The sequence below is a fragment of the Aeromicrobium sp. CF4.19 genome (assembly GCF_051262555.1).
Classification (GTDB): domain Bacteria; phylum Actinomycetota; class Actinomycetes; order Propionibacteriales; family Nocardioidaceae; genus Aeromicrobium.
This window is the reverse complement of record NZ_JBIMEU010000001.1, coordinates 367,236-389,681: the sequence shown is the minus strand read 5'-3', so window position 1 is coordinate 389,681 and position 22,446 is coordinate 367,236. Positions and strand designations below refer to the sequence as shown.

At 71.0% G+C, this 22,446-nt stretch carries 20 protein-coding genes; 7 read left to right on the top strand and 13 right to left on the bottom strand.

Annotated features, from left to right (window positions below; genetic code table 11):
• Window positions 1–2: 2 nt before the first annotated feature.
• On the top strand, window positions 3–860 hold the full coding sequence (locus ACHAAC_RS01940) for a bifunctional methylenetetrahydrofolate dehydrogenase/methenyltetrahydrofolate cyclohydrolase (RefSeq protein ID WP_435714207.1): 858 nt from the start codon (window positions 3–5) through the stop codon (window positions 858–860).
• Complete coding sequence (locus ACHAAC_RS01935) at window positions 857–1,141, top strand: DUF3017 domain-containing protein (protein ID WP_435714205.1); 285 nt, start codon at window positions 857–859, stop codon at window positions 1,139–1,141. The genes ACHAAC_RS01940 and ACHAAC_RS01935 overlap by 4 nt, the downstream gene beginning before the upstream one ends.
• A 112-nt stretch (window positions 1,142–1,253) precedes the next feature.
• Here ACHAAC_RS01935 and ACHAAC_RS01930 read toward each other — a convergent pair whose 3' ends face one another.
• Entirely contained in the window at window positions 1,254–2,240 is a 987-nt protein-coding gene (locus ACHAAC_RS01930; RefSeq protein WP_435714203.1) for a malate dehydrogenase, read from the bottom strand.
• Window positions 2,241–2,392: 152 nt separating this feature from the next.
• On the opposite strand from ACHAAC_RS01930, the gene ACHAAC_RS01925 reads away from it, so the two are divergent.
• From ACHAAC_RS01925 to ACHAAC_RS01915, 3 genes are all read left to right on the top strand, one after another.
• Window positions 2,393–2,866 carry a Fur family transcriptional regulator gene (locus tag ACHAAC_RS01925; RefSeq protein ID WP_435714201.1) on the top strand — a complete coding sequence of 158 codons (474 nt, stop codon included), beginning with the start codon at window positions 2,393–2,395 and terminating at the stop codon, window positions 2,864–2,866.
• Window positions 2,867–2,912: 46 nt separating this feature from the next.
• The gene (gene katG, locus ACHAAC_RS01920) at window positions 2,913–5,117 is read left to right on the top strand and encodes a catalase/peroxidase HPI (RefSeq protein WP_435714763.1); all 2,205 of its coding nucleotides are present in this window, start codon (window positions 2,913–2,915) and stop codon (window positions 5,115–5,117) included.
• 156 nt (window positions 5,118–5,273) lie between these two features.
• Window positions 5,274–7,490 (top strand): NADP-dependent isocitrate dehydrogenase, encoded by a 2,217-nt coding sequence (locus ACHAAC_RS01915; protein ID WP_435714200.1) that lies wholly within the window; start codon window positions 5,274–5,276, stop codon window positions 7,488–7,490.
• 76 nt (window positions 7,491–7,566) lie between these two features.
• On the opposite strand, the gene ACHAAC_RS01910 is transcribed toward ACHAAC_RS01915, so the two are convergent.
• The 4 genes from ACHAAC_RS01910 to ACHAAC_RS01895 all read right to left on the bottom strand — a co-directional run bounded on the left by ACHAAC_RS01910 (window position 7,567) and on the right by ACHAAC_RS01895 (window position 12,720).
• On the bottom strand, window positions 7,567–9,165 hold the full coding sequence (locus ACHAAC_RS01910; RefSeq protein ID WP_435714199.1) for a catalase: 1,599 nt from the start codon (window positions 9,163–9,165) through the stop codon (window positions 7,567–7,569).
• Window positions 9,166–9,256: 91 nt separating this feature from the next.
• The gene (locus ACHAAC_RS01905; protein WP_435714197.1) at window positions 9,257–10,795 is read right to left on the bottom strand and encodes an AMP-binding protein; all 1,539 of its coding nucleotides are present in this window, start codon (window positions 10,793–10,795) and stop codon (window positions 9,257–9,259) included.
• Between the two features lies 1 nt (window position 10,796).
• Window positions 10,797–11,924: a DUF5938 domain-containing protein gene (locus ACHAAC_RS01900; RefSeq protein ID WP_435714196.1), complete on the bottom strand. Its 1,128-nt coding sequence runs from the start codon at window positions 11,922–11,924 to the stop codon at window positions 10,797–10,799.
• Between the two features lies 1 nt (window position 11,925).
• On the bottom strand, window positions 11,926–12,720 hold the full coding sequence (locus ACHAAC_RS01895) for an SDR family NAD(P)-dependent oxidoreductase (protein WP_435714194.1): 795 nt from the start codon (window positions 12,718–12,720) through the stop codon (window positions 11,926–11,928).
• A 134-nt stretch (window positions 12,721–12,854) separates the two neighbouring features.
• Here ACHAAC_RS01895 and ACHAAC_RS01890 point away from each other — a divergent pair, with 134 nt between their 5' ends.
• On the top strand, window positions 12,855–13,490 hold the full coding sequence (locus ACHAAC_RS01890; RefSeq protein WP_435714192.1) for a TetR/AcrR family transcriptional regulator: 636 nt from the start codon (window positions 12,855–12,857) through the stop codon (window positions 13,488–13,490).
• A 135-nt stretch (window positions 13,491–13,625) separates the two neighbouring features.
• Window positions 13,626–14,813: an MFS transporter gene (locus tag ACHAAC_RS01885; protein WP_435714190.1), complete on the top strand. Its 1,188-nt coding sequence runs from the start codon at window positions 13,626–13,628 to the stop codon at window positions 14,811–14,813.
• Here ACHAAC_RS01885 and ACHAAC_RS01880 read toward each other — a convergent pair.
• The 8 genes from ACHAAC_RS01880 to ACHAAC_RS01845 all read right to left on the bottom strand — a co-directional run bounded on the left by ACHAAC_RS01880 (window position 14,723) and on the right by ACHAAC_RS01845 (window position 22,439).
• The gene (locus tag ACHAAC_RS01880) at window positions 14,723–15,724 is read right to left on the bottom strand and encodes a hypothetical protein (protein WP_435714189.1); all 1,002 of its coding nucleotides are present in this window, start codon (window positions 15,722–15,724) and stop codon (window positions 14,723–14,725) included. The genes ACHAAC_RS01885 and ACHAAC_RS01880 overlap by 91 nt on opposite strands.
• Window positions 15,725–15,830: 106 nt before the next feature.
• Window positions 15,831–16,787, bottom strand: a complete 957-nt coding sequence (locus ACHAAC_RS01875) for a sulfate/molybdate ABC transporter ATP-binding protein (RefSeq protein WP_435714187.1) — start codon at window positions 16,785–16,787, stop codon at window positions 15,831–15,833.
• Window positions 16,777–17,607, bottom strand: coding sequence for a sulfate ABC transporter permease (locus ACHAAC_RS01870; RefSeq protein ID WP_435714186.1), 831 nt, complete (start codon window positions 17,605–17,607; stop codon window positions 16,777–16,779). The genes ACHAAC_RS01875 and ACHAAC_RS01870 overlap by 11 nt, the downstream gene beginning before the upstream one ends.
• The gene (gene cysT, locus ACHAAC_RS01865; RefSeq protein ID WP_435714185.1) at window positions 17,600–18,454 is read right to left on the bottom strand and encodes a sulfate ABC transporter permease subunit CysT; all 855 of its coding nucleotides are present in this window, start codon (window positions 18,452–18,454) and stop codon (window positions 17,600–17,602) included. The genes ACHAAC_RS01870 and cysT overlap by 8 nt, the downstream gene beginning before the upstream one ends.
• On the bottom strand, window positions 18,451–19,470 hold the full coding sequence (locus tag ACHAAC_RS01860; protein WP_435714184.1) for a sulfate ABC transporter substrate-binding protein: 1,020 nt from the start codon (window positions 19,468–19,470) through the stop codon (window positions 18,451–18,453). Before ACHAAC_RS01860 ends, cysT begins: the two co-directional genes overlap by 4 nt.
• 267 nt (window positions 19,471–19,737) lie before the next feature.
• Window positions 19,738–20,208, bottom strand: coding sequence for a hypothetical protein (locus ACHAAC_RS01855; protein WP_435714183.1), 471 nt, complete (start codon window positions 20,206–20,208; stop codon window positions 19,738–19,740).
• 144 nt (window positions 20,209–20,352) lie between these two features.
• A complete protein-coding gene (gene purU / locus ACHAAC_RS01850) occupies window positions 20,353–21,219 on the bottom strand; it encodes a formyltetrahydrofolate deformylase (RefSeq protein ID WP_435714181.1) in 867 nt (288 codons plus the stop codon).
• A 95-nt stretch (window positions 21,220–21,314) separates the two neighbouring features.
• Window positions 21,315–22,439, bottom strand: a complete 1,125-nt coding sequence (locus ACHAAC_RS01845; protein WP_435714180.1) for a GNAT family N-acetyltransferase — start codon at window positions 22,437–22,439, stop codon at window positions 21,315–21,317.
• Window positions 22,440–22,446 lie beyond the last annotated feature (7 nt).

Below are 22,446 nucleotides of genomic sequence, written 5' to 3'. Positions count from 1 at the left end.
GCGTGACGGCGCAGATCCTCGACGGCAAGGCCACGGCGGCCGCCATCAAGACCGACCTCACCTCCCGCGTGGCGCGGCTGCGCGACCAGGGCCTCGTGCCGGGCCTGGGCACGATCCTGGTCGGCGACGACCCCGGCAGCCAGTGGTACGTCGGGGCCAAGCACCGCGACTGCGCCGAGGTGGGCCTCGAGTCGATCCGCATCGACCTGCCGGCCACGGCGACGCAGGCCGAGGTCGAGGCCGCGGTCGACCAGCTCAACGCCGACCCCGCCTGCACCCTCTACATCGTCCAGCTGCCGTTGCCCCGCGGACTGGACGAGAACGCCGTCATCGGCCGGATCGACCCCGACAAGGACGCCGACGGCCTGCACCCCACCAACCTCGGCTGGCTGGTCCTCGGTCGCGAGGCCCCATTGCCCTGCACGCCGCGCGGCATCGTGGAGCTGCTGCGTCGACACGACGTGGCGATCGCAGGCGCGGAGGTCGTCGTCGTCGGGCGGGGGATCACGGTGGGGCGTCCACTGGGGCTGCTCCTGACGCGCCGCAGCGAGAACGCCACCGTGACGCTCTGCCACACCGGCACGCGCGACCTCGCCGCCCACGTCCGACAGGCCGACATCGTCGTCGCCGCGGCCGGGGTCCCGGGCATCATCACCGCCGACATGGTCAAGCCCGGAGCGGCCCTGCTCGACGTCGGCGTGAGCCGGGACGACGGGGGCAGGATCGTCGGCGACCTGGCTCCGGACGTCCACGACGTCGCCGGCTGGGTGGCGCCGAACCCCGGTGGGGTCGGACCGATGACTCGCGCGATGCTCCTGAGCAACGTCGTCGACGAGGCCGAGAAGCGCGTCGGCCGGTGAGATCGCTCGTTCCCCGCAGTCGCGGGTCGCGGATCTACCTGCTCCTGCTCCTCGGGGTGGCGGGCGGACTCGCCCTGGTGGGCCTGGGCGCCTGGCGCGTCGGGGTCCTCGCCATCGGCGTCTCCTTCCTCGTCGGTGCGGTCGCTCGCGTCGTGACCCCGCAGGACCACGTGGGCATGCTCCGGGTGCGTGGCAAGGCCTTCGACATCTTCTGGATGACGACGCTCGGCGCGAGCCTGGTCGTCCTCAGCGTCGTCGTTCCCCCCGGCCCGCCGGCCTGAGGCAGGGTGCGGCCCGCCGGCCCAGGCACCGAAATTCGTGAGCCCCTGCACCCGATCAGGTCCAATCACGACCTTGTGGGTGCAGGGGCTCACGAATCTTGGGGATGAGGGCTCAGATGAGGCCGAGCTCCTTGACCGCGTCGCGCTCCTCGACGAGCTCGGCGGCGGTGGCGTCCATCTTGCCCCGGCTGAAGTCGTCGATCTGAAGGCCCTGGACGATCTCCCAGTCACCGTTGCTCGTGGTGACGGGGTAGGAGTAGATGAGTCCCTCGGGGATGCCGTAGGACCCGTCGGACGCGACGGCCATCGAGGCCCAGTCGCCCTCGGGGGTGCCGGTCAGCCAGTCGCGGGCCGCGTCGATCGTGGCCGACGCGGCAGACGCGGCCGAAGAAGCGCCGCGGGCATCGATGATCGCAGCGCCACGCTTGGCGACCGTCGGGATGAAGTCGTCGGCGATCCAGGCCTGGTCGTCGACGACCTCGGCGGCGTTCCGACCGGCGATCTCGGCGTGGAAGATGTCCGGGTACTGCGTGGCCGAGTGGTTGCCCCAGATCGTCATCTTGCTGATGTCGGAGACCTTGGCGCCGGTCTTGGCGGCCAGCTGGCTCAGGGCCCGGTTGTGGTCCAGGCGGGTGAGCGCGCTGAAGCGCTCGGTCGGGATGTCGGGAGCGTTGCTCAAGGCGATGAGGGCGTTGGTGTTGGCCGGGTTGCCGGTGACGCCGATGCGCACGTCGTCGGCGGCGACCTCGTTCAGGGCCTTGCCCTGGGCGGTGAAGATGGCGCCGTTGGCCTCCAGCAGGTCGCCGCGCTCCATGCCCTTGCTCCGCGGGCGGGCACCGACGAGCAGGGCGAGGTTCACGCCGTCGAAGATGGTGGTGGCGTCGTCGCCGATCTCCACGGAGTCCAGCGTGTCGAACGCGCAGTCGTCCAGCTCCATGACGACGCCCTCGAGCGCCTTGAGGGCGGGAGTGATCTCCAGCAGACGCAGCTGGACCGGTGTGTCCGGGCCCAGCAGGGCCCCACTGGCGATGCGGAAGAGAAGGCTGTAGCCGATCTGGCCGGCGGCGCCGGTGACGGCGACCTTGACGGGGGTGCTCACGAAGATGCTCCTTGGGGACGACACTTTGCGACGATTCTGGGCGGTGCATCTCCGAAACTAGCCCACCAGCGCGCCGTCGGCTCCCCAGGGTGGCGAGACCCGAGCAGGGAGCCTTTCTGGAACTGTTCCAGAAAATCTGTCATGATGGATCCATGGTGATCGCGGCGGGGAAGTCCGGGGCCGAGGACGTCGGCGCCGTCCTGCGCGCCCACGGCCTGCGCGTCACCCGGCCACGGCTCGCGGTGATGGCGGCACTCGAGGCCCACCCCCACGCCGACGCGGAGGCGGTCGCCGACCTGGCCCGCGCCGAGCTGGGGACCGTCTCCACCCAGGCCGTCTACGACGTCCTGCACGCCCTGACCGACGCCACGCTCGTGCGTCGCATCGAGCCGGCCGGCTCGTCGGCTCGCTACGAGCTGCGGGTCGGCGACAACCATCATCACGTCGTGTGCCGCTCCTGCGGCGCGATCGCCGACGTGGACTGCACGGTGGGGCATGCGCCCTGCCTGCACACCGAGGACCACCACGGCTTCGTCATCGACGAGGCCGAGGTCACGTACTGGGGCCTGTGCCCCGACTGCAGCACCGCACGCTCCCTGACACACCGGAAGGACGACCATGACTGACCCCGCACACGACACCGCCGGGAAGCCCGACGCCGAGGTCGGCGAGATGAACCAGCCGCAGGAGGCAGCCGGCGCGTGCCCTGTCGGACACGGCAAGCTGCCCTACCCCACCGAGCGCAACGCCAACAAGGTGTGGTGGCCCGAGAGCCTCAACCTGAAGATCCTGGCCAAGAACCCCGCGGTCGCCAACCCGCTGGGCGGCGAGTTCGACTACGCCGCGGCTTTTGAGTCCCTCGACCTCGCCGAGGTCAAGCGCGACATCGAGCAGGTGCTCACGACGTCCCAGGACTTCTGGCCCGCAGACTTCGGCCACTACGGCCCGCTCATGATCCGCATGGCCTGGCACAGCGCCGGCACCTACCGCGTGTGGGACGGTCGCGGTGGCGCCGGGGCCGGGCAGCAGCGCTTCGCACCGCTGAACAGCTGGCCCGACAACGGCAACCTCGACAAGGCCCGGCGGCTGCTGTGGCCGGTCAAGAAGAAGTACGGTCGCAGCCTGTCCTGGGCGGACCTCCTGGTCCTCACCGGCAACGTCTCGCTTGAGTCGATGGGCTTTGAGACCTTCGGCTTCGCCGGCGGCCGCGAGGACGTCTGGGAGCCGGACGACGACGTGTACTGGGGACCGGAGACCGAGTGGCTCGGCGACGATCGCTACACCGGCGACCGGGAGCTGGAGAAGCCCCTCGCGGCGGTCCAGATGGGCCTCATCTACGTCAACCCCGAGGGTCCCAACGGCGAGCCCGATCCCCTGGCCTCGGCCCGGGACATCCGCGAGACGTTCGGCCGGATGGCGATGAACGACGAGGAGACCGTCGCGCTCATCGCCGGTGGCCACACCTTCGGCAAGACCCACGGTGCGGCCGACCCCGACGAGCACGTCGGTCCCGAGCCCGAGGGCGCCTCCCTGGAGGACCAGGGGCTGGGCTGGAAGAACAGCTTCGGCACCGGCAAGGGCGAGGACGCCATCACCAGCGGCCTCGAGGTCACCTGGACCAGCACGCCGACGCAGTGGAGCAACGGGTTCTTCGACCACCTCTTCGGCTTCGAGTGGGAGCTCACCAAGAGCCCCGCCGGTGCGCACCAGTGGCAGCCCAAGGACGGCGCCGGCACGGACGCCGTGCCCGGACCCATGCCGGAGTCGGCCCGTCGCGTGCCCACGATGCTCACGACGGACCTGGCGCTGCGGATGGACCCGATCTACGAGCCCATCTCGCGTCGCTTCCACGAGAACCCGGCCGAGTTCGCCGACGCGTTCGCCCGCGCCTGGTTCAAGCTGACCCACCGCGACATGGGACCCGTCGTGCGCTACCTCGGCCCCGAGGTGCCCAGCGAGACCCTCATCTGGCAGGACCCCCTGCCCGAGCCCGAGGGCACGGTCGTCGACGCCGCCGGCGTCGCGGACCTCAAGGAGCGCATCGCAGCCACCGGCCTGGGCGTGAGCGACCTCGTCGCCACGGCGTGGGCCTCCGCGGCCTCCTTCCGCGGCAGCGACAAGCGCGGTGGCGCCAACGGCGCACGGGTGCGGCTCGCTCCGCAGAACGGCTGGGAGGTCAACAACCCGGCCGAGCTGCGTCGCGCCCTGGGGGCGCTGGAGGGCGTGCAGTCCGAGTTCAACGCCGCGCAGTCCGGTGGGACGCACGTCTCGCTCGCCGACGTCATCGTCCTCGCCGGCGGTGTCGGAGTGGAGCAGGCGGCCAAGGCGGCAGGGCGTGAGGTCGAGGTGCCCTTCACCCCGGGGCGCGTCGACGCCACCGACGAGCAGACCGACGCCGAGTCCTTCGACTGGATGGAGCCGCGCGCCGACGGGTTCCGGAACTACCTCGGCAAGGGCGCCCAGATGCCGGCGGAGTACCTGCTGCTGGACCGGGCCAACCTGCTGAACCTCAGCGCCCCGGAGATGACCGTCCTCGTGGGCGGCCTGCGGGCCCTCGGAGCGAACCACGACCGCTCCGACCTCGGCGTGCTCACCGATCGCGTCGGTCAGCTGACGAACGACTTCTTCGTCAACCTGCTCGACCTCGGGACGCAGTGGACGGCCTCGCAGACCGAGGGCGTGGACTACGAGGCGCGTGACGACTCCGGCGCGGTGCGCTGGACCGGCAGCCGCGTCGACCTCGTGCTCGGCTCGAACTCCGAGCTGCGCGCGATCGCGGAGGTCTACGCCAGCGACGACGCCGCGGACGCGTTCGTCGCGGACTTCGTGGACGCGTGGGTCAAGGTCATGGAGCTGGACCGCTTCGACCTCGCCTGAGCGCTCGACGCACGACGGGGCCCCGAGCCACTGGCTCGGGGCCCCGTCGCGTCGCGGTGGTGCCCGGCCCGGGCGGACCTGCGGGATCGTGGGGCGCGCGAACCGATATCTTGAGGTCGAGAGATTCCGGTCGACCGACATGAGGGGTGGCCACGCATGGCCAAGATCATCTACACGCACACCGACGAGGCGCCCATGCTGGCGACCTACTCCTTCCTCCCCGTGATCGAGGCCTACGCCTCCACGGCGGGTGTGGAGGTCGAGACCCGCGACATCTCCCTGTCCGGGCGCATCCTGTCGGCCTTCGCCGACCAGCTGCCGGCCGAGCAGCAGGTCGACGACGCGCTCAGCGAGCTGGGCGCCCTCGCGGAGCAGCCCGAGGCCAACATCATCAAGCTGCCCAACATCAGCGCCTCCACGCCCCAGCTCAAGGCCGCGGTGAAGGAGCTGCAGGAGAAGGGCTTCGCGCTCCCGGACTACCCGGACGACCCGCAGACCGACGCAGAGAAGGACGCGCGCGCCCGCTACGACACCACCAAGGGCAGCGCCGTCAATCCCGTCCTGCGCCAGGGCAACTCCGACCGTCGCGCCCCCGCGTCGGTCAAGAGCTACGCCCGCAAGAACCCCCATTCCATGGGCGAGTGGAGCGCGGACTCCAAGACCTCCGTCGCCACGATGGGTGCCGACGACTTCCGGTCCCACGAGACGTCCGTGGTCATCGACGGCGACGACACGCTGACGATCCGCCACGTCGCGGCCGACGGCACCCAGACCGTGCTCAAGGAGTCGCTGCCGGTGCTGGACGGCGAGGTCGTCGACGCCACGTTCATGAGCGCCCGCGCCCTCGACGCCTTCCTGGCCGAGCAGATCGCGAAGGCCAAGGCCGACGGCGTGCTGTTCTCGGTGCACCTCAAGGCCACGATGATGAAGGTCTCGGACCCGATCCTGTTCGGTCACGTCGTCAAGGTCTTCTTCGCCGACGTCTTCGCCGAGCACGGCGACGCCCTCGCCGCCGCCGGCCTGAGCCCGAGCGACGGCCTCGCCTCCATCTTCAGCGGGCTGGAGAACCTGGAGAACGGTGCGGAGATCCGTGCCGCCTTCGACCGGGCGATCGCCGACGGCCCCGAGCTGGCGATGGTCGACTCGAGCCGTGGCATCACCAACCTGCACGTGCCGAGCGACGTCATCGTCGACGCCTCCATGCCGGCGATGATCCGCACGTCCGGCCACATGTGGGGCCCGGACGACGGCGAGCACGACGCCCTGGCCGTCATCCCCGACAGCAGCTACGCCGGCGTCTACCAGGCCGTCATCGACGACTGCAAGGCCAACGGGGCCTACGACCCCACGACGATGGGCACCGTCCCCAACGTCGGCCTCATGGCCAAGGCGGCCGAGGAGTACGGCAGCCACGACAAGACCTTCGAGATCGAGACCGACGGACGGGTGGAGGTGGTCGACTCCTCCGGGACGGTGCTGCTGAGCCACGACGTCGAGGCCGGCGACATCTGGCGCGCCTGCCAGACCAAGGACGTCTCCATCCGCAACTGGGTGGAGCTCGCCGTCGAGCGGGCTCGCGCCTCCAGCACCCCGGCGATCTTCTGGCTCGACGAGCAGCGCGCCCACGACCGCAACCTCATCGCGAAGGTCGAGACGTACCTCGCGGACCTGGACACCGACGGACTGCAGATCGAGGTGATGGCCCCGACCGAGGCGACCACCTTCTCGGTGCAGCGGATCCGTCGCGGCGAGGACACCATCAGCGTCACCGGAAACGTGCTGCGCGACTACAACACCGACCTCTTCCCGATCCTGGAGCTCGGCACGAGCGCCAAGATGCTCTCGATCGTGCCGCTCATCAACGGTGGCGGCCTGTTCGAGACCGGCGCCGGCGGCTCGGCGCCCAAGCACGTGCAGCAGCTGGTGAAGGAGAACTACCTGCGCTGGGACAGCCTGGGTGAGTTCCTGGCCCTCGCGGCCAGCTTCGAGCACCTCGCGCAGCGCTTCGGCAACCCGCGGGCGCAGTTCCTGGCCGACACGCTGGACCGCGCCACCGGCACGTTCCTGGACGAGAACCGGTCCCCGGGACGCAAGCTCGGCACGATCGACAACCGCGGCAGCCACTTCTACCTCGCCCTCTACTGGGCCGAGGAGCTGGCCCGCCAGAGCGAGGACGCCGAGCTGGCGGCCGCGTTCGCCGACGTCGCCGGGCAGCTGCGGTCCAACGAGCAGGCCATCACCGAGGAGCTCGTCGCCGTGCAGGGCTCGCCGGCCGACGTCGGCGGCTACTTCCGCCCGGACGACGAGAAGGCGGAGGCCGTGATGCGCCCGTCCGAGACGTTCAACCGCGTGCTGGGTTCGCTCTCGCTCTGACCCCGGCCCCGAGCCGACGACGAACGGCCCCCGACCTCGCAGCGAGGTCGGGGGCCGTTCGGGTCCGGCGCAGTGGTCAGCGGGCGTGCGTGTCCCGCTCGACCGTCGGATCGGTGGCCTCGGCCTTGGCGGCGTCGTCCTCGCTGCCGGGGTTCGGCTCGCCGCGCTCTGAGCGGACGAGCTCCTCGATGCGCTTTCCGGTGTCGGCGTCGACGTTCTTCCAGTAGTCGAAGGCCCGCTCGAGGACGTCACCCTGGACCCCGCCGAGCAGGTGCCCGGCGACCGTCTGCACGAACTCCTCGCGCTGGGTGTCGTCCCACACCTCGCGCACGAGCTGTCCGGCCTGCGACCAGTCGTCGTCGTCCGCGCGCAGCGTGTAGGCCTGGCGCACCATGGCGCCGTCGGCCTCCCAGCCGTCGTCGACCACACCGGTCTCGTCGCTGTAGCCACGCCCGGCGGAGTTCGGTGCGTACTTCGCCTCGTCGCCGGAGTGGTCGTAGGCCATCGGACCGTCGAACGTGTAGGTGTTCGGGTTCTCGACGTTCTTGGGCCGGTTGACGGGCAGCTGGTGGTAGTTCGGCCCGATCCGGTAGCGCTGGGTGTCGGAGTAGGAGAACACCCGCCCCAGCAGCATCTTGTCGGGGCTGAAGCCGATGCCGGGCACGATCGCGGACGGCTCGAAGGCCGCCTGCTCGATCTCGGCGAAGAAGTTCTCCGGGTTCCGGTTCAGCTGCATCGTGCCGACCTTGACCAGCGGGTAGTCCTCGTGCGGCCAGACCTTGGTGAGGTCGAACGGGTTGATCCGGTAGCCCTTGGCGTCCTCGTACGGCATCAGCTGCACCGAGAGCGTCCAGCTCGGGAAGTCCCCGGCCTCGATCGTCTCGAACAGGTCGCGACGGTGGAAGTCCGCGTCCTTGCCGGCGATCGACTCGGCGTCCTCGCCGCTGAGGCCCTCGACACCCTGGTTGCTGTGGAAGTGGTACTTCACCCAGTGCTTGTCACCGGCCGCGTTGATCCACAGGAAGGTGTGCGAGCCGTAGCCGTTCATGTGACGCCACGTCTTGGGGATGCCACGGTCACCCATCAGGTAGGTGACCTGGTGGGCCGACTCCGGGTTCAGGCTCCAGAAGTCCCACTGCATGTGGTTGTCGCGCAGGCCGCTGCCGCCGCGACGCTTCTGGCTGCGGATGAAGTGCTGGAACTTCATCGTGTCCCGCACGAAGAAGACCGGGGTGTTGTTGCCGACGAGGTTGTAGTTGCCCTCGGTCGTGTAGAACTTCAGCGCGAAGCCGCGGGGGTCGCGCCACGTGTCGGGCGAGCCCTGCTCGCCTGCGACGGTGGAGAAGCGCGCGAGCATCTCGGTCTCGACGCCGGGCTGAAACATCGCGGCCTTGGTGTAGGCGCTGACGTCCTCGGTGGTGGTGAACGTGCCGAAGGCACCGGAACCCTTGGCGTGCACGTTGCGCTCCGGGACACGCTCCCGGTTGAAGTGCGCCATCTGCTCCAGCAGGTGCCGGTCGTGCAGCAGGATCGGGCCGTCGGCGCCCAGCGTGAGGGAGTTGCGGTCCGAGCCGGCCGGTGCGCCGGTCTCGGTGGTGGAGCCGAGCTGGGCCTCCGGGGAGGGGGCGGTGGCGACCGAGTGGTCACCGTCGGGCTGTGGGACGTGGTGGGACATGTGCCGGCTCCTGACGTCGGGGGCGATCGCCCGTGGGGGCGCGTGCCTCCAGCCTCTCTCCCGTGTGGTGAACGCGCGAGTCGAGACGGTGTCAGGAGCGGGGGAGCAGGCGGGCCTTGATCTCGGGCTTGGTGACCTTGCCGACCTTGGAGCGGGGCAGGTCCTCCCACACGTGAACCTCCTTGGGAGCCTTCACGCTGCCGATCGAGGCCTTGACGAAGGTGATCAGCTCCTCCGGGTCGGCCACGCGGCCGGGTCGTGCCTGGACGACGGCGACCACCCGCTCGCCCCACCGCTCGTCCGGTCGGCCGATGACCGCGCAGTCCTGGACCGCGTCGTGCTCCATCAGGGCCTGCTCCACCTCGGCGGAGTACACGTTGAACCCGCCGGTGATGATCATGTCCTTGGCCCGGTCGACGATGAACAGGTAGGTGTCCTCGTCGAGGTAGCCGATGTCGCCGGTGTGGTGCCACCCGTGCTCCGACGCGGCCGCCGTCGCCTCGGGGTCGCGGTAGTAGCCCGCCATGACCAGCGAGCCCCGGACGACGATCTCGCCCCGCTCGCCCGGCCGCAGCAGGGCCCCGTGCTCGTCCATGATCGCGACGGTGACCAGAGGAGCGGGGCGTCCGGCGGACGACAGCCGTGACGTCGCGACGGAGCCGTCCTCCTCGAAGTGCTCCCGCGGCGGCATCATCGAGATCATCATGGGGGCCTCGGTCTGTCCGAAGAGCTGGGCCATGACCGGCCCGACGCGCTCGATCGCCTCCTGCAGGCGGGCGATCGACATGGGAGCGGCGCCGTACCAGAAGCAGCGCAGGGAGCTCAGGTCGGTCGAGCCCAGCGTCGGTGCGTCGAGCAGCATGTAGATGAGCGTCGGGGGCAGGAAGAGGTGCGTGACTCGGTGCCGCTCCACGGTCTGCAGCATCAGCGTGACGTCCGGCCGGCGCATGATGACGATCTCCCCGCCGCTGACGAGGATCGGGAAGCACAGGACCCCTGCCGCGTGGGTGAGAGGGGCCACGGCGAGGTAGACCGGACGGTCGCCGATCGGGTAGCCCATCAGCGTGAGGGACGTCATCGCCTCGAGGTTGTGGTGCGTGAGCATCACGCCCTTGGGACGCCCGGTGGTCCCACCGGTCCCGACGATCATCGCCAGGTCGTCGGGCCCATGACGGTCCACGCGAGGACCGTCGGGGGCCGCGGCGAGGAAGTCCTCCCATCCCAGGTGCTCCCCGCGGGGGCCCTCCAGGCAGACCCAGGTGTGGATCGTGTCGAGATCGGGCGCGATGGTGTCGACGAGCGCCGCGAAGGAGTCCTGGTAGATGAGGACCTCGCAGTCGAACCGGTCCAGCAGCTCGCGGTTCTCGTCGGCCTCGTTGCGGGGGTTGATCGGGCACCAGACCGCCCCGGCCCGACTGATGCCGAACACGCAGGCGAACGCGACAGGATCGTTGCCGGACAAGATGGCGACCTTCGCGCCGGGGGCCACGCCTGCTGCGGCAAGACCCCCGGCGATCCGGTCGGAGAGCTCGCCGACCTCTCGATAGCTCAGCGAGACCCCGTCGGTCGTCAGGCAGGGTGCGCCCGGGGCGACGGAGATGCCCTTGTCGAGATGGTCGACGAGCCGCATGTCAGCCCTCGATCGTCAGGCGCGGCTCGGAGACGAGCCCGAACGAGCGCAGCACACCCAGGAGCTCACGGTGACCGAAGGCCTGGCACCCGCTGGCGAAGCCGACCCGCCTCGGCGGCGTCTGGATCAGGGAGTAGGCGGCGTAGGCCTGCAGCAACCCGGTCTGCTTGTAGTTGCTGTTCCCGTGGATCACGCAGTGCGCTCGCCCGAGGGGACCGGATGCGTGGACGGAGTCCAGGGACTTGTTGACCCGGGGGTTCTCCCTCGGCGGCATCACGCTCATGACCTGACGGGCCGTCTCGGTGAGCGTGGCGTCGCGAGCGTCCTCGTCCATGTCCTTGGTGGCCTCCAACGCTCCCGCCACGATCTGGGGCACCCCGTGCATCAGCGCGGTGTTGAAGACCCCGCCCTGTGCCTTGCAGCTGGCGACGCGCGGATCGTTCTTGAACCACACCGGGTGTGACGTCCCGCCCCAGGGCAGGGACAGCGCGAGCTCGTGCTGTCCCGGCACCACCAGCGGGACCAGCCCCTGCTCGGCGTCGAACGGAACGTAGGCGTTCTGCTCCAGGTAGTGGGCGGTCGACGTTGCGGCGTTCACGAGAATCGTCCGGGTCGAGGCGATCGTGGGGCTCCCGCCCCAGAAGACCGCGATGTCGAGGGTGTCCAGTCCGGGCGTCTCCAGGCAGAGCTGGGCCGCGATCTCCCCGGTCGTGTACATCTGCGCGATCCCGGGGGAGAGCAGCAGTCCGGCCGCGGCGAAGCGCGCCCCGAACTGCTCCTCGCAGGTGATCAACCAGTCCTGCTCTCCCGTGGTGTCGGTGTAGTGGACGCCCGCGGCCAGGCAGGCCTCGACGACCTCCGGCCCCAGGTCGCTGAAGGGGCCGACGGTGTTGAGCACGACGGACGCGCCCGTGAAGAGCTGGGTCAGGGAGGCCACGTCGTGCTCGACGGCGACCACCTCGTGGTCGGCGGTCTCGATCCCGGCCACGTGCGAGTCCATGGACGTGCGCAGCGTCTCCTCGCTGCGACCGGCCGCGACGAACGGGACGTTGTACTCCCGCAGGTACTCACAGACCAGACGTCCTGTGTATCCGGAGGCCCCGTAGACCACCACTGGCTTGTTCGTCATGTCACATCCCCATTCCGCCGTCGACCGGCAGGCCGACTCCTGTGATGAACCGTGCTGCGTCCGAGGCCAGGAACACGACCGCGTCCGCGATGTCCGGCACCTCGCCGAGGCGGCCGGCCGGAGTGAGGTCGACGACCGCTCCGACGGCAGCCTCCGGGGACTCGAAGAGCCCGAGGGCGGCGACGTCGTTGGCCAGTCCCGCGCCCATGGCCGTCGGCACCAGCCCGGGGTAGACGCAGTTGACCCGGACCCCGTGACCGAGCTTGCCGGCCTCCATCGCCGCGACCCGGGTGAGTCGGTCGACGGCGGACTTGGTGGCGGAGTAGACCGAGATGCCCGGGAAGGCGATGGTCGCGGCGACGGAGGACACGTTGACGATCGCTCCGCCTTGGCCGGCCGCCCCCTCGGGGCGCATGGTCCGCAGGCCGTGCTTGATCCCGAGCGTGGTGCCGAGGACGTTGACCTCGAGCATGCGTAGGACGTCGGCCGGGTCGACCTCGGTGATGAGGCTGGTGACCTCGATGCCGGCGTTGTTGATGAGGATGTCCAGGCCACCCAGCGTGGACACCGTCGTCGCGACGGCGTTCTCCCAGCTGGCCTCGTCGGTCACGTCGTGCTGCACGAAGGCGTGGTCGTCGCCCAGGGACCGAGCGGCGGCGAGCCCCTCGTCCCCTTGGACGTCGGCGATCATCACCCGTGCGCCGGCGGCCGCGAGGGCCTCGGCCATGCCTTGGCCGAGCCCTTGGGCTCCGCCGGTCACCAGCGCCGTGCGCCCGGTGAGGTCCATTCCACTCATGTCGATGCTCCTTGCTCGAAGTGATGCACGACACACCATCGTCACAATGCTGGACAGTTGTCAAGAGTTTTCTGGACAGTCGTCAAGTTCGGGACGGGTCGGGGTAGTCTGAGCCGGGTGAGTGAGGGAGGACCATGTCCGGCACAGCGCAGGTGACCCGGGTCGACAAGACCGAGCAACGTCGACTCGAGCTGGCCGCATCCGCACTGAGGACGCTCGGCGAGCTCGGGTACGCCCGGACCGGGCTGCGGGAGATCGCTGCCAACTCCCCGTTCAGCCACGGGGTCGTGCACTACTACTTCCGGGACAAGACCGAGCTGATCACGTACTGCGTGCGGCACTACAAGACGTTGTGCTCACGGCGCTACGACGAGACGGTCGACAGCGCCACGACGACCGCCGAGCTCGCCGACGGCATCGTCGCCGTCATGGGCAGGACGCTCCTGGAGGACGACGGTCTGCACCGGCTCTGGTACGACCTGCGCACCCAGAGCATGTTCGAGCCGGACCTGCGTGACCAGGTGGCCGAGATCGACGGGCTCCTGCGGGACATGACCTGGCGCATCGTCGCGCGGTTCGCCGAGCTCAGCTCCACGACGGTGGTCGTCGACGCCCCCACCGCCTATGCCGTCGTGGACGGACTGTTCGAGCAGGCCCTCGTTGCTCGTACGGACGATCCCGACGTGGCCGCTGCCCATCTGGCCGAGCGGGTCCGAGCCCTGATGCCACTGCTGGTCGGCCCCGTACCCGGCGCTGCGGACCTCGACTGAGGCGCCACCGACTGCCTCGCTGCAACGCGGTGGCACCACACCCACCACCACGCCACCGACCCGGGACCGCCGGCACCGGGGCATGAGTTCAGCCACACCGGGAACATCGCGTCCACGCGTCGTCTTGGACCAGACGTGACCCTCGTCGACTCCCGCCCCGAGACCCGGGCCTCCCACGCCCCACTGGCCATCGTCGCGCTGGCCCTGGGTGGGTTCGCCATCGGCACCACGGAGTTCGTGACTATGGGCCTGCTGCGCGAGATCTCGGCCGGCATCGGAGCGTCCATCCCGCGCACCGGGCACATCATCAGCGCGTACGCCCTGGGCGTCGTCGTCGGCGCGCCACTGATCGTCTCCCTCGGGGCCCGCCTGCCGCGTCGCGCCCTCGCCGTGGGGCTGGTGCTCGCGCTCGCGGTGGGCAACGCCGCGACCGCTCTCGCCGCCGGCTACGACCAGCTCATGGTGGCGCGCTTCCTCGCCGGGCTGCCGCACGGTGCGTACTTCGGTGTCGCCTCCCTGCTGGCTGCCTCCGTGGTGCCGCCGGAGCGTCGTGGGCGCGCGGTCGCCGGCGTCATGCTCGGCCTGTCCGTCGCGACGGTGGCGGGCGTCCCGGCCAGCACCTTCCTCGGCCAGAACCTGGGCTGGCGCAGCGCCTACTGGCTGGTGGTCGTCCTCGCGGTCGTGACCGCAGCGCTGCTGCTCGCCGCCGTACCGGCCCGTCCGGGCGACCCGACCGCCTCGGTTCGCTCGGAGCTCGGAGCTCTCGCGAAGCCGCAGGTGCTGTTCGCGGTCTCCGCCGGCATGGTCGGGTTCGGTGGCGTCTTCGCCCTCTACAGCTACGTGAGTCCGCTCGTCACGGAGGTCACGGGCGTGGCGTCGACAGCCGTCCCGTGGTTCCTGCTCGCCTTCGGGATCGGGTCCGTGCTCGGCTCCTGGATGGCGGGCATCCTGGCCGACTGGGACGTCGTGCGCACGGTCGTCGGTGGCTTCGTGATCCTCGCGGTCGTCCTGGTCGCGTCGTGGTGGCTGACTCCGTCCGTGGCCGGAGCCCTGGCGACGATCCTCGTGGTCGGCATCCTCGGCTCGGTCCTCGCGATCGCCCTGCAGATCCGGCTCATGGATGCCGCGGGCGACGCCGAGATGCTGGGCGCGGCTCTCAACCACTCCGCGCTGAACGTCGCCAACGGCCTGGGTGCGGCCGTGGGCTCGGTCGTCATCGCCGGTGGCCTCGGCTACCGCGCCCCCGGTGTCGTGGGCGCCGGGCTCGCCGGCGTGGGTCTGCTCGTCTTCCTCACCGGCCTCGCGGTGTCGCGCCGCTCCTGAGCAGGAGCGGGACCCGTCGGACGGTGGGGCCGGTGGTCGTCGGTCCGTCCGGCCGTGAGCCGGACGGCAAGCACCGTGGTGATGCCGGCGACGAGGGACACGGCGGGAGCCACGACGTCCCATGCGGTTCCCCCGGGCGGTGCGAGGTCGTTCGGCACCGTCGCGAGGACCAGCTGGTAGGCGCCCGACGCCGTCACGGCGCTCGAACCGACCCACAGCGCGAGGGCAGCCCCCCACCGCGGGCCGCGACCGAGGTGCAGCAGCAGGAGCCCTGCGGCCGCGACCAGCACCATCGAGGTGTCGCCGAGGAGGTTGGGCCAGGAGACCGGTGGGTGGCGACGGGCGTCGAGCGGGACGAGGACGGCGGTCGCGGTGAGCAGGGTCAGCGCAAGGAGGGTCGTGCCGTGCACCCGGGTGCGGACCGACCGCAGGCGGGCGACGTGCCCCCAGCGTTCGTGGGCGAGCAGGCCCAGCAGGGTGAGCAGGGCGACGCCCTGCCACAGGAAGCCGGCGTAGACCATCAGGAAGACCCAGTCGGCGATCGGGGCCGTCTCGCTCGGCGCCCGCTCCGGGGTCCCCAGCACCACCTGCAGCGGCACGATCACCAGGACCGGGGCCAGCAGACCGGTCCCGACCCACAGCGGAGCCAGCAGCACGGGAGAGGGCACCCGGTGGCGCCAGCGCGCTGCGCAGGTCACCGCGAGGGCCACCGCCGCTCCCTCCATCACGACGGTGAGGGCGTTCGCGGCCATCATGGTCGAGCTCGTGCCGAAGTCGGGATCGAGCAGCCCGACCCGACCTCCACCCATCCAGACCAGCTTGAGCACGAGGTACGGCATGACGCCGACGACGACGGCCGCCGCGAGGACGATCCGGAGGCGGGCGGAACCGGCGATGCGGTGCAGGGTCACGTCACCAGCGTGGGCCGGGGCCGGCCGCCGGGCCATCGGTGACGTCCCTGGCGTCACCCCGAGTGCCGCCCGCGCGGCCCTCCACAGGGCGGCGGGCGGTGGGTGGTCAGTCCAGGCCCGGCCGGGGCCGCAGCCAGACGCGGTCGCCGGCGTGCAGGCCGAGGGCGTTGGCGTCGGCCCGGGTGACGACGACCTGCACCGGCGGGCCCGGGCGGGGCCCCTCGGGGGTCACCTCGAGGCGGACCTCGAAGCCGACGCGGGTCCACCGCGTGATCGTGCCGACGGCGGTCGCCGCCTGCTCGTACCGGGAGATCTCGATGTCGTGCGGGCGGATGAGTCGGTCGCCGAGCGTCGTGACGGGCCCGAGGAAGCTGAGCACGAAATCGCTGGCCGGCTTGTCGTAGAGGTCGTCGGGGGTGCCGATCTGCTCGATGCGGCCCTCGTTGATGACCACGATCGTGTCGGCGACCTCCAGCGCCTCCTCCTGGTCGTGCGTCACGAACACCGTCGTCACGTGGACCTCGTCGTGCAGGCGCCGCAGCCAGTCGCGCAACTCCTTGCGGACCTTGGCGTCCAGCGCGCCGAACGGCTCGTCGAGCAGCAGGACGGACGGCTCGATGGCGAGGGCACGGGCGAGGGCCATGCGCTGTCGCTGGCCCCCGGAGAGCTGCGACGGCATCTGGTCGGCCCACTGCGTCAGGTGGACGAGCTCCAGCAGCTCATCGACCGTCGCCTTGATCCGTGCCTTGGGCTGGCGGCGAATCTCCAGGCCGAAGGCGATGTTCTTGCGGACGCTCATGTGCTTGAACGCGGCGTAGTGCTGGAAGACGAAGCCCACGCCCCGCTTCTGCGCCGGCACGCCGGTGGCGTCGACGCCACCGATCTCCACGCGTCCCGCGTCCGCGCTCTCCAGTCCGGCGACGATGCGCAGCAGCGTGGACTTGCCACCGCCACTGGGTCCGAGCAGTGCTGTCAGGCCACCACCGGGAACGGTCAGGTCGATGTCCTGCAGTGCGACGAAGTCACCGAAGTGCTTGGTGACGCCGCTGACCTCAATACCCATCTCGGTCCTCCCGGGGGCGCAGGATCGCCACGACGACGATCGCGGCGACGGCGACGAGCGCGAGCAGGAACGACGTCGCGTAGGCGGTGCCCTGCTCGAACTCCTGGTACTTCTCCTCCACGAGGAGGGTGGCGGTCTGCGTCTGGCCGGCGACGTTGCCGGAGATGATCTTGACGGCGCCGAACTCACCGAGCGCGCGTGCCAGGCTCAGCACGACGCCGTAGACGAGGGCCCAACGCATCGACGGCAGGGTGATCCGCACGAATGTCTGGCACCCACCCGCACCCAGGCTGCGGGCAGCCTGCTCCTGCTCGGCGCCCACCTCCTGCAGCACCGGGACGATCTCGCGGATCACCAGCGGCAGGCTGATGAACGCCGTGGCGAGGATGATGCCCAGGGGCGCGTAGGCCACCTGTAGGCCCGCCCCCTCCAGCGTCGGTCCGAGGAAGCCGTTCGAGCCCCCGTAGGCGAGCAGGAGGGCCAGGCCCACCACGACGGGCGAGACCGACAGCGGCAGGTCGATGAGGGCGGACAGCAGCGCCTTGCCCGGGAAGTCGTGCCGCACGAGCAGCAGGGAGATGCCCACGCCGAAGACCGTGTTGACGACGACGGCCCACGTCGCGACGTAGACGGTCATCTGCAGGGCGAAGAGCACGTCGGCGTCGCCGAAGGCCGCCCGGAGGTTGTCCAGGCCGCCCTCGAAGGTGGCGGTCACGACCAGGGAGATGGGCCACACCACCAGGAGGCCGAGGTAGGCCACCACGAGGACGCGGCGCGCCCAGGTCCCGGGCGTGACGGGGGCGGCGGTCCGGCTAGCCACGGCGGGCCACCCATCGGTTGACCAGCTGCAGGGCACCGATCGCGGCGAGTGCGACGAGCAGAAGGAGCACGGCGACGCAGGCTGCGGCGGCGTCGTCGCCGTTCTCGATGTAGGTCAGGATGCGCACCGACGCGACCTCGGTCTGGCGCGGCAGGTTGCCCGAGAGCAGGACGAGGGACCCGTACTCGCTGATCCCGCGCGCGAAGGACAGCGCAGCGCCTGCCGTCACGGCCGGGGCCAGCGCGGGAAGGATCACCCGCCGCAGCGTCGTGGCGCGCGAGGCGCCGAGCGACGCTGCCGCCTGCTCCACCTCCGGGTCGAGCTCGAGCAGCACCGGCTCGACGGTGCGCACCACGAACGGCAGCGTGACGAACAGCAGCGCCAGGAAGACGCCCCACCGGGTGTTGCTGACGTCGATGCCCAGCGGGCTCCCCGGCCCGTAGAGGCTCAGCAGGACCAGGCCGGCGACGATCGTCGGCAGCGCGAACGGGATGTCGATGACGACCTCGAGCACCCGCTGACCCGGGAAGCGGTCCCGCACCAGGACCCAGGCGATCAGCGTGCCCATCACGACGTTGAGCGCCGTCACGAGCAGCGCCTCGCCGACGGTGAGGACGAGCGCGTCCACGGTCTGGGGGTTGGTGAGGGTGTCCCGGAACGTCGCCCACCCGCCGTCGGTGGCCTGGACGACGACGAGAGCGAGAGGGATGAGCACGAGCAGGCTGAACCACGTCAGGGCGACACCGAGCCCGAGGGCCGAGCCCCGGGTCAGGGTGTTCTGCTGCCGGCTGCGACGAGGTCGCCGGGGCGACGGGATGGTCGGCGGAGCGACGGGCGGCGCGCTCATGGCCCGGCCGCCTCGGAGAGCAGACGGGTGACGATGCCGTCCTCGTCGAAGAACGTCGCGTCCACGGCGTCCCACCCGCCCAGGTCGCCGTCGATCGTCGCGAGGCGGTAGGGCTCGGGAAACGGGTCGGACGGGTCCGTGGCTCCCTCGACCTCACCGACGGCCACGCCCTCGACCGAGCGGAGGGGACGGAACCCGGTGGAGGCGTAGAGGGCCTGGCCCTCGGGCGTGAGGACGAAGTCGAGGAAGTCCTGCGCGAGCGGGGAGGCGTCCGTGGTGACGGCGCCCGGGTTCTCGATCAGCAGCGTGTCCTCGGGGACCACGTAGTCGACGTCCTCGCCGTTCTCCCGGGCCAGGATCGCCTCGTTCTCGTAGGAGATCAGGACGTCACCCGTGCCCCCCTGGAACGCCGTGGTCGCGTCGCGGCCCGACCCCGGGAGGGCCTCGACGTTGTCCAGGACCGTGGACAGGAAGTCCTCGGCCTCCTCCCGGCTTCCCCCGGCGCCTGCCACGTGCAGCCACGCCGCGAGGACGTTCCAGCGCGCGGCGCCGGAGGACCCGGGGTTGGGCGTGACGATGCCGACGTCGTCCCGGGCCAGGTCGTCCCACCCGGCGATGCCCTTGGGGTTGCCCTCGCGCACCACGAGCACGACGACGGACTCGGTCACGATGCCGTGGCTCGGACCGGCGTCCCAGTCCTCGTGGACCATCCCGGCGTCGACGAGGCGGGTGACGTCCGGCGTGATGGAGAAGTGCACGTAGTCGGCCGGCAGGCCGCCGGCGACGGCTCGGGACTGCTCACCTGATGGCCCGTAGGACTCCCGCCACGACGAGCCGCTGCCCGCGTCGGTCCGGGCGAAGGCATCCTGCGCGGCGTGGTTGCCGGCCTTCGGCACGGCGAACCCGACGAGGCCCAGCGTGCGGGCATCGCTCGAGGCCGATGGCGCTCCCCACACCAGCACGGCAGCCACGACGACGGTCCCGCCGATCGCCCCGATGCGCTGGAGGATGCTCATGCCGTCCCTCGGTCCCGCGCCCGCCCCGGTGGCGTGCGTCGGGACGAACCTAGGCAGATCCCCGAGGCGCTCCGGCCGATCTCACGATGCGGAAACGGCAGGTCGCGTCCACCAGCTCGCGTATGCGGCGAAGGAGGTCAGGCGATCCTGTGGTCGACGTGCCGGGACGGTCGGTGCGCTCGGCGCGAGGCTTGCTCGTGGTGGCTGCGGGAGGACGTCGGCGCCTCGCACGGCCGTGACCGGTTCGTCCGACCGGCTCACCCTGCCTCAGTCGAACCAGCCGAAGAACTCATCGACCGACGCTCCGTCGCGATCGCCCCAGCGGTTGCCGACCCACGTCGTGAGAGCGGCGGTGCCGAGCACGGCGAGGCCGGCGGCGGCGACGACGCCCCAGACCACCGCCTCGCCCGCCTCGGGGTCGACCGCCGCGGCCGTGAGCGCCAGGAGCGGGAAACCAGGTACGACGGTCACGACCAGGGCCACGAGACTCTGCCCGCGGGCCACCCACAGGTGTCCGGCCAGGACGAGCGCGATGGCCACGAGCCCGACGGCCTGGGACACGTCCCGGCTGCCCGTGGTGCATCCGGCCGTCACGACGACCACGCCACTCAGCACGGTCAGAGTCGCGGCGACCAGCGCGGTGCGCCACACCCCACGGGAGTGCCGCGGCGATGGATCCCCGGCCGGGGTCGTCGAGGAGCCCTCGTCGCCGGCTCGGTGCTGGGCATCCCGGTTCACGGTCGACCGGCCCCGGTGCTGCCGGCAGGGGAGTCCCGGGGGCGCTCGGTCCTGAGACGGGGCCCGGGCTCCGGCGGAAGAGTTGGTCGCACGGCAGCATCGTAGGCGGACCGGCGCGGCGCGCCCGGAGGCGACGTCGTGACCTCAGCCGAAGACGACGGTGCGGGGGCCGTTCATCAGGACCCTCGACTCCGCGTGCAGCCGCACCGCGCCGGAGAGGGTCTGGGCCTCGACGTCGCGGCCCACGCGGGCCAGGTCGGCCGGCAGCTGGCGGTGGTCGACGCGCTGCACACCCTGCTCGATGATCGGCCCCTCGTCGAGGTCGGCCGTCACGTAGTGCGCGGTGGCGCCGATCAGCTTGACCCCGCGGTCGTGGGCCTGGTGGTAGGGCCGCGCGCCCTTGAAGCTGGGCAGGAAGCTGTGGTGGATGTTGATCGCCCTGCCGGTGAGGGCCCGGCACAGGTCGTCGCTGAGGATCTGCATGTAGCGCGCCAGCACCACGAGGTCGACGTCCAGCTCGTCGACGAGCGCCAGCAGCCGTGCCTCGGCCTCGGCCTTGGTGTCCTTCGTGACCGGCAGGTGGTGGAACGGGACGTCGTAGTTCGCGGCGAGGCGCTCCAGGTCGCGGTGGTTGCCCACCACGGCCGGCACCTCGATGTTCAGCGAGCCCGTGCTCTGCCGGTAGAGCAGGTCGTTGAGGCAGTGCCCCTCCCGGCTGACCATCACGAGTGTGCGCAGCGGCTGCTCGGCCGCCACCAGCCGGAACCGCATGGCCAGCTCCTCGGCCAGCGGCCCGAAGGCCGCGGTGAGGTCCTGCAGGTCCCGTGGACCCCCGAAGTCGGCGTGCACCCTGAGGAAGAACTCGCCGCCACGCACGACGTCGTCGCTGGGGTCGGTGTACTGCTGGCTGTCCAGGATGTTGCCACCGGCCTCGGCGATCCACCGGGTCACGGCGAAGACCAGCCCGGGACGGTCCGGGCAGGACAGGGTCAGGACGTAGGTCGGGCTCACCCGGGAAGTCTAGGAGTCCTCGGGTCGGCGCGGCTCAGGGCGCCGGCGCCGGAGACCGGCCTGCCGCTGACGTCGCGCTCGGGAGACGGGCGACGTCACCGTCCCTCGTCGCGCAGCAGGTCGTACGTGACGAGGTCGTCGACCGTGCTGTCGCCCAGCAGCTCCGCTTGCCGCTCCAGGCCCGTGCGCACGAACCCGGCCCGTTCAGCCACACGGTTGCTGGCGACGTTGCCGGCCGCCGCCAGCAGACTGAGCCGACGCAGGTCGAGACCCCGCTCGTCGAAGGCGTGCCGGGCGGCGAGCGCCAGCGCCTCGGTCATCAGCCCGCGTCCACGGGCATCGGGGTGCATCCAGTAGCCGACCTCGGCGGTCTGGGGGTTCAGTCCACCGAGGTCCATCACGGCGAGGTTCCCGAGGAAGACGTCACTCGACGCGTCCGCGACGGCCCACGTCAGCTTGAGGCCTGCGGCCGCACGCCACACGCAGTCGTCGAGGTAGGCCCGCGCGACCTGCTCCGTGTACTGCCTCGGCAGCCCGTTGAGCCAGTGCTGCGTCGCGGGGTCGCTGCAGGCCTCGACGACGCGCGGCACGTCCTCGGGACGAAATGGTCGAAGCCGCACTCGGTCGGAGAGGAGGTCGACCGGCTCGGCCCAGCGGGTGCGGGGCAGGGGGGCGTCGCCGAAGCGGATCGAGCCCGTCCAGGCGTCGTGCACCTCACCGCGCTCGACGAGCAGGCCGGGCGAGACGCCGTGCAGCGTGAACCCGCACCGGTGCGCGACCCGCAGGGAGGCGTCGTTCCCGACGCGACAACGCCAGTGCACCACCTCGACCCCGTTCTCTGCGAACACGTGGTCCACGGCCAGTCGCACCGCCCGCGACATGATGCCGCGCCTGCGCGCCCACGGGTGCAGGGCGTAGCCGATGTCGGTCACCGGCCCCGCACCCCGGACGTCGACGTTGCCCGCGTAGCGCGAGGTCCCGTGCTCGTCCTGTGCCTCGATCGCCCAGCCGCGCATCGTGCCCTCGTCCCAGCCGCGGGGGATGGTGTGCAGCGCGAACTCCTCGCTCATCTCCCGGGTGTGCGGGACCGGGATCGCGGTCCACCGCTGCATGTCCGGGTCCTGTGCCATCTGCAGCATCGGGTCGACGTCGGCGGGAGTGTGGGCACGCAGGGTCACGACGCCGTCGTCGAGGACGGGCACGGTCAGGGGCCATTGCATGGGCCCG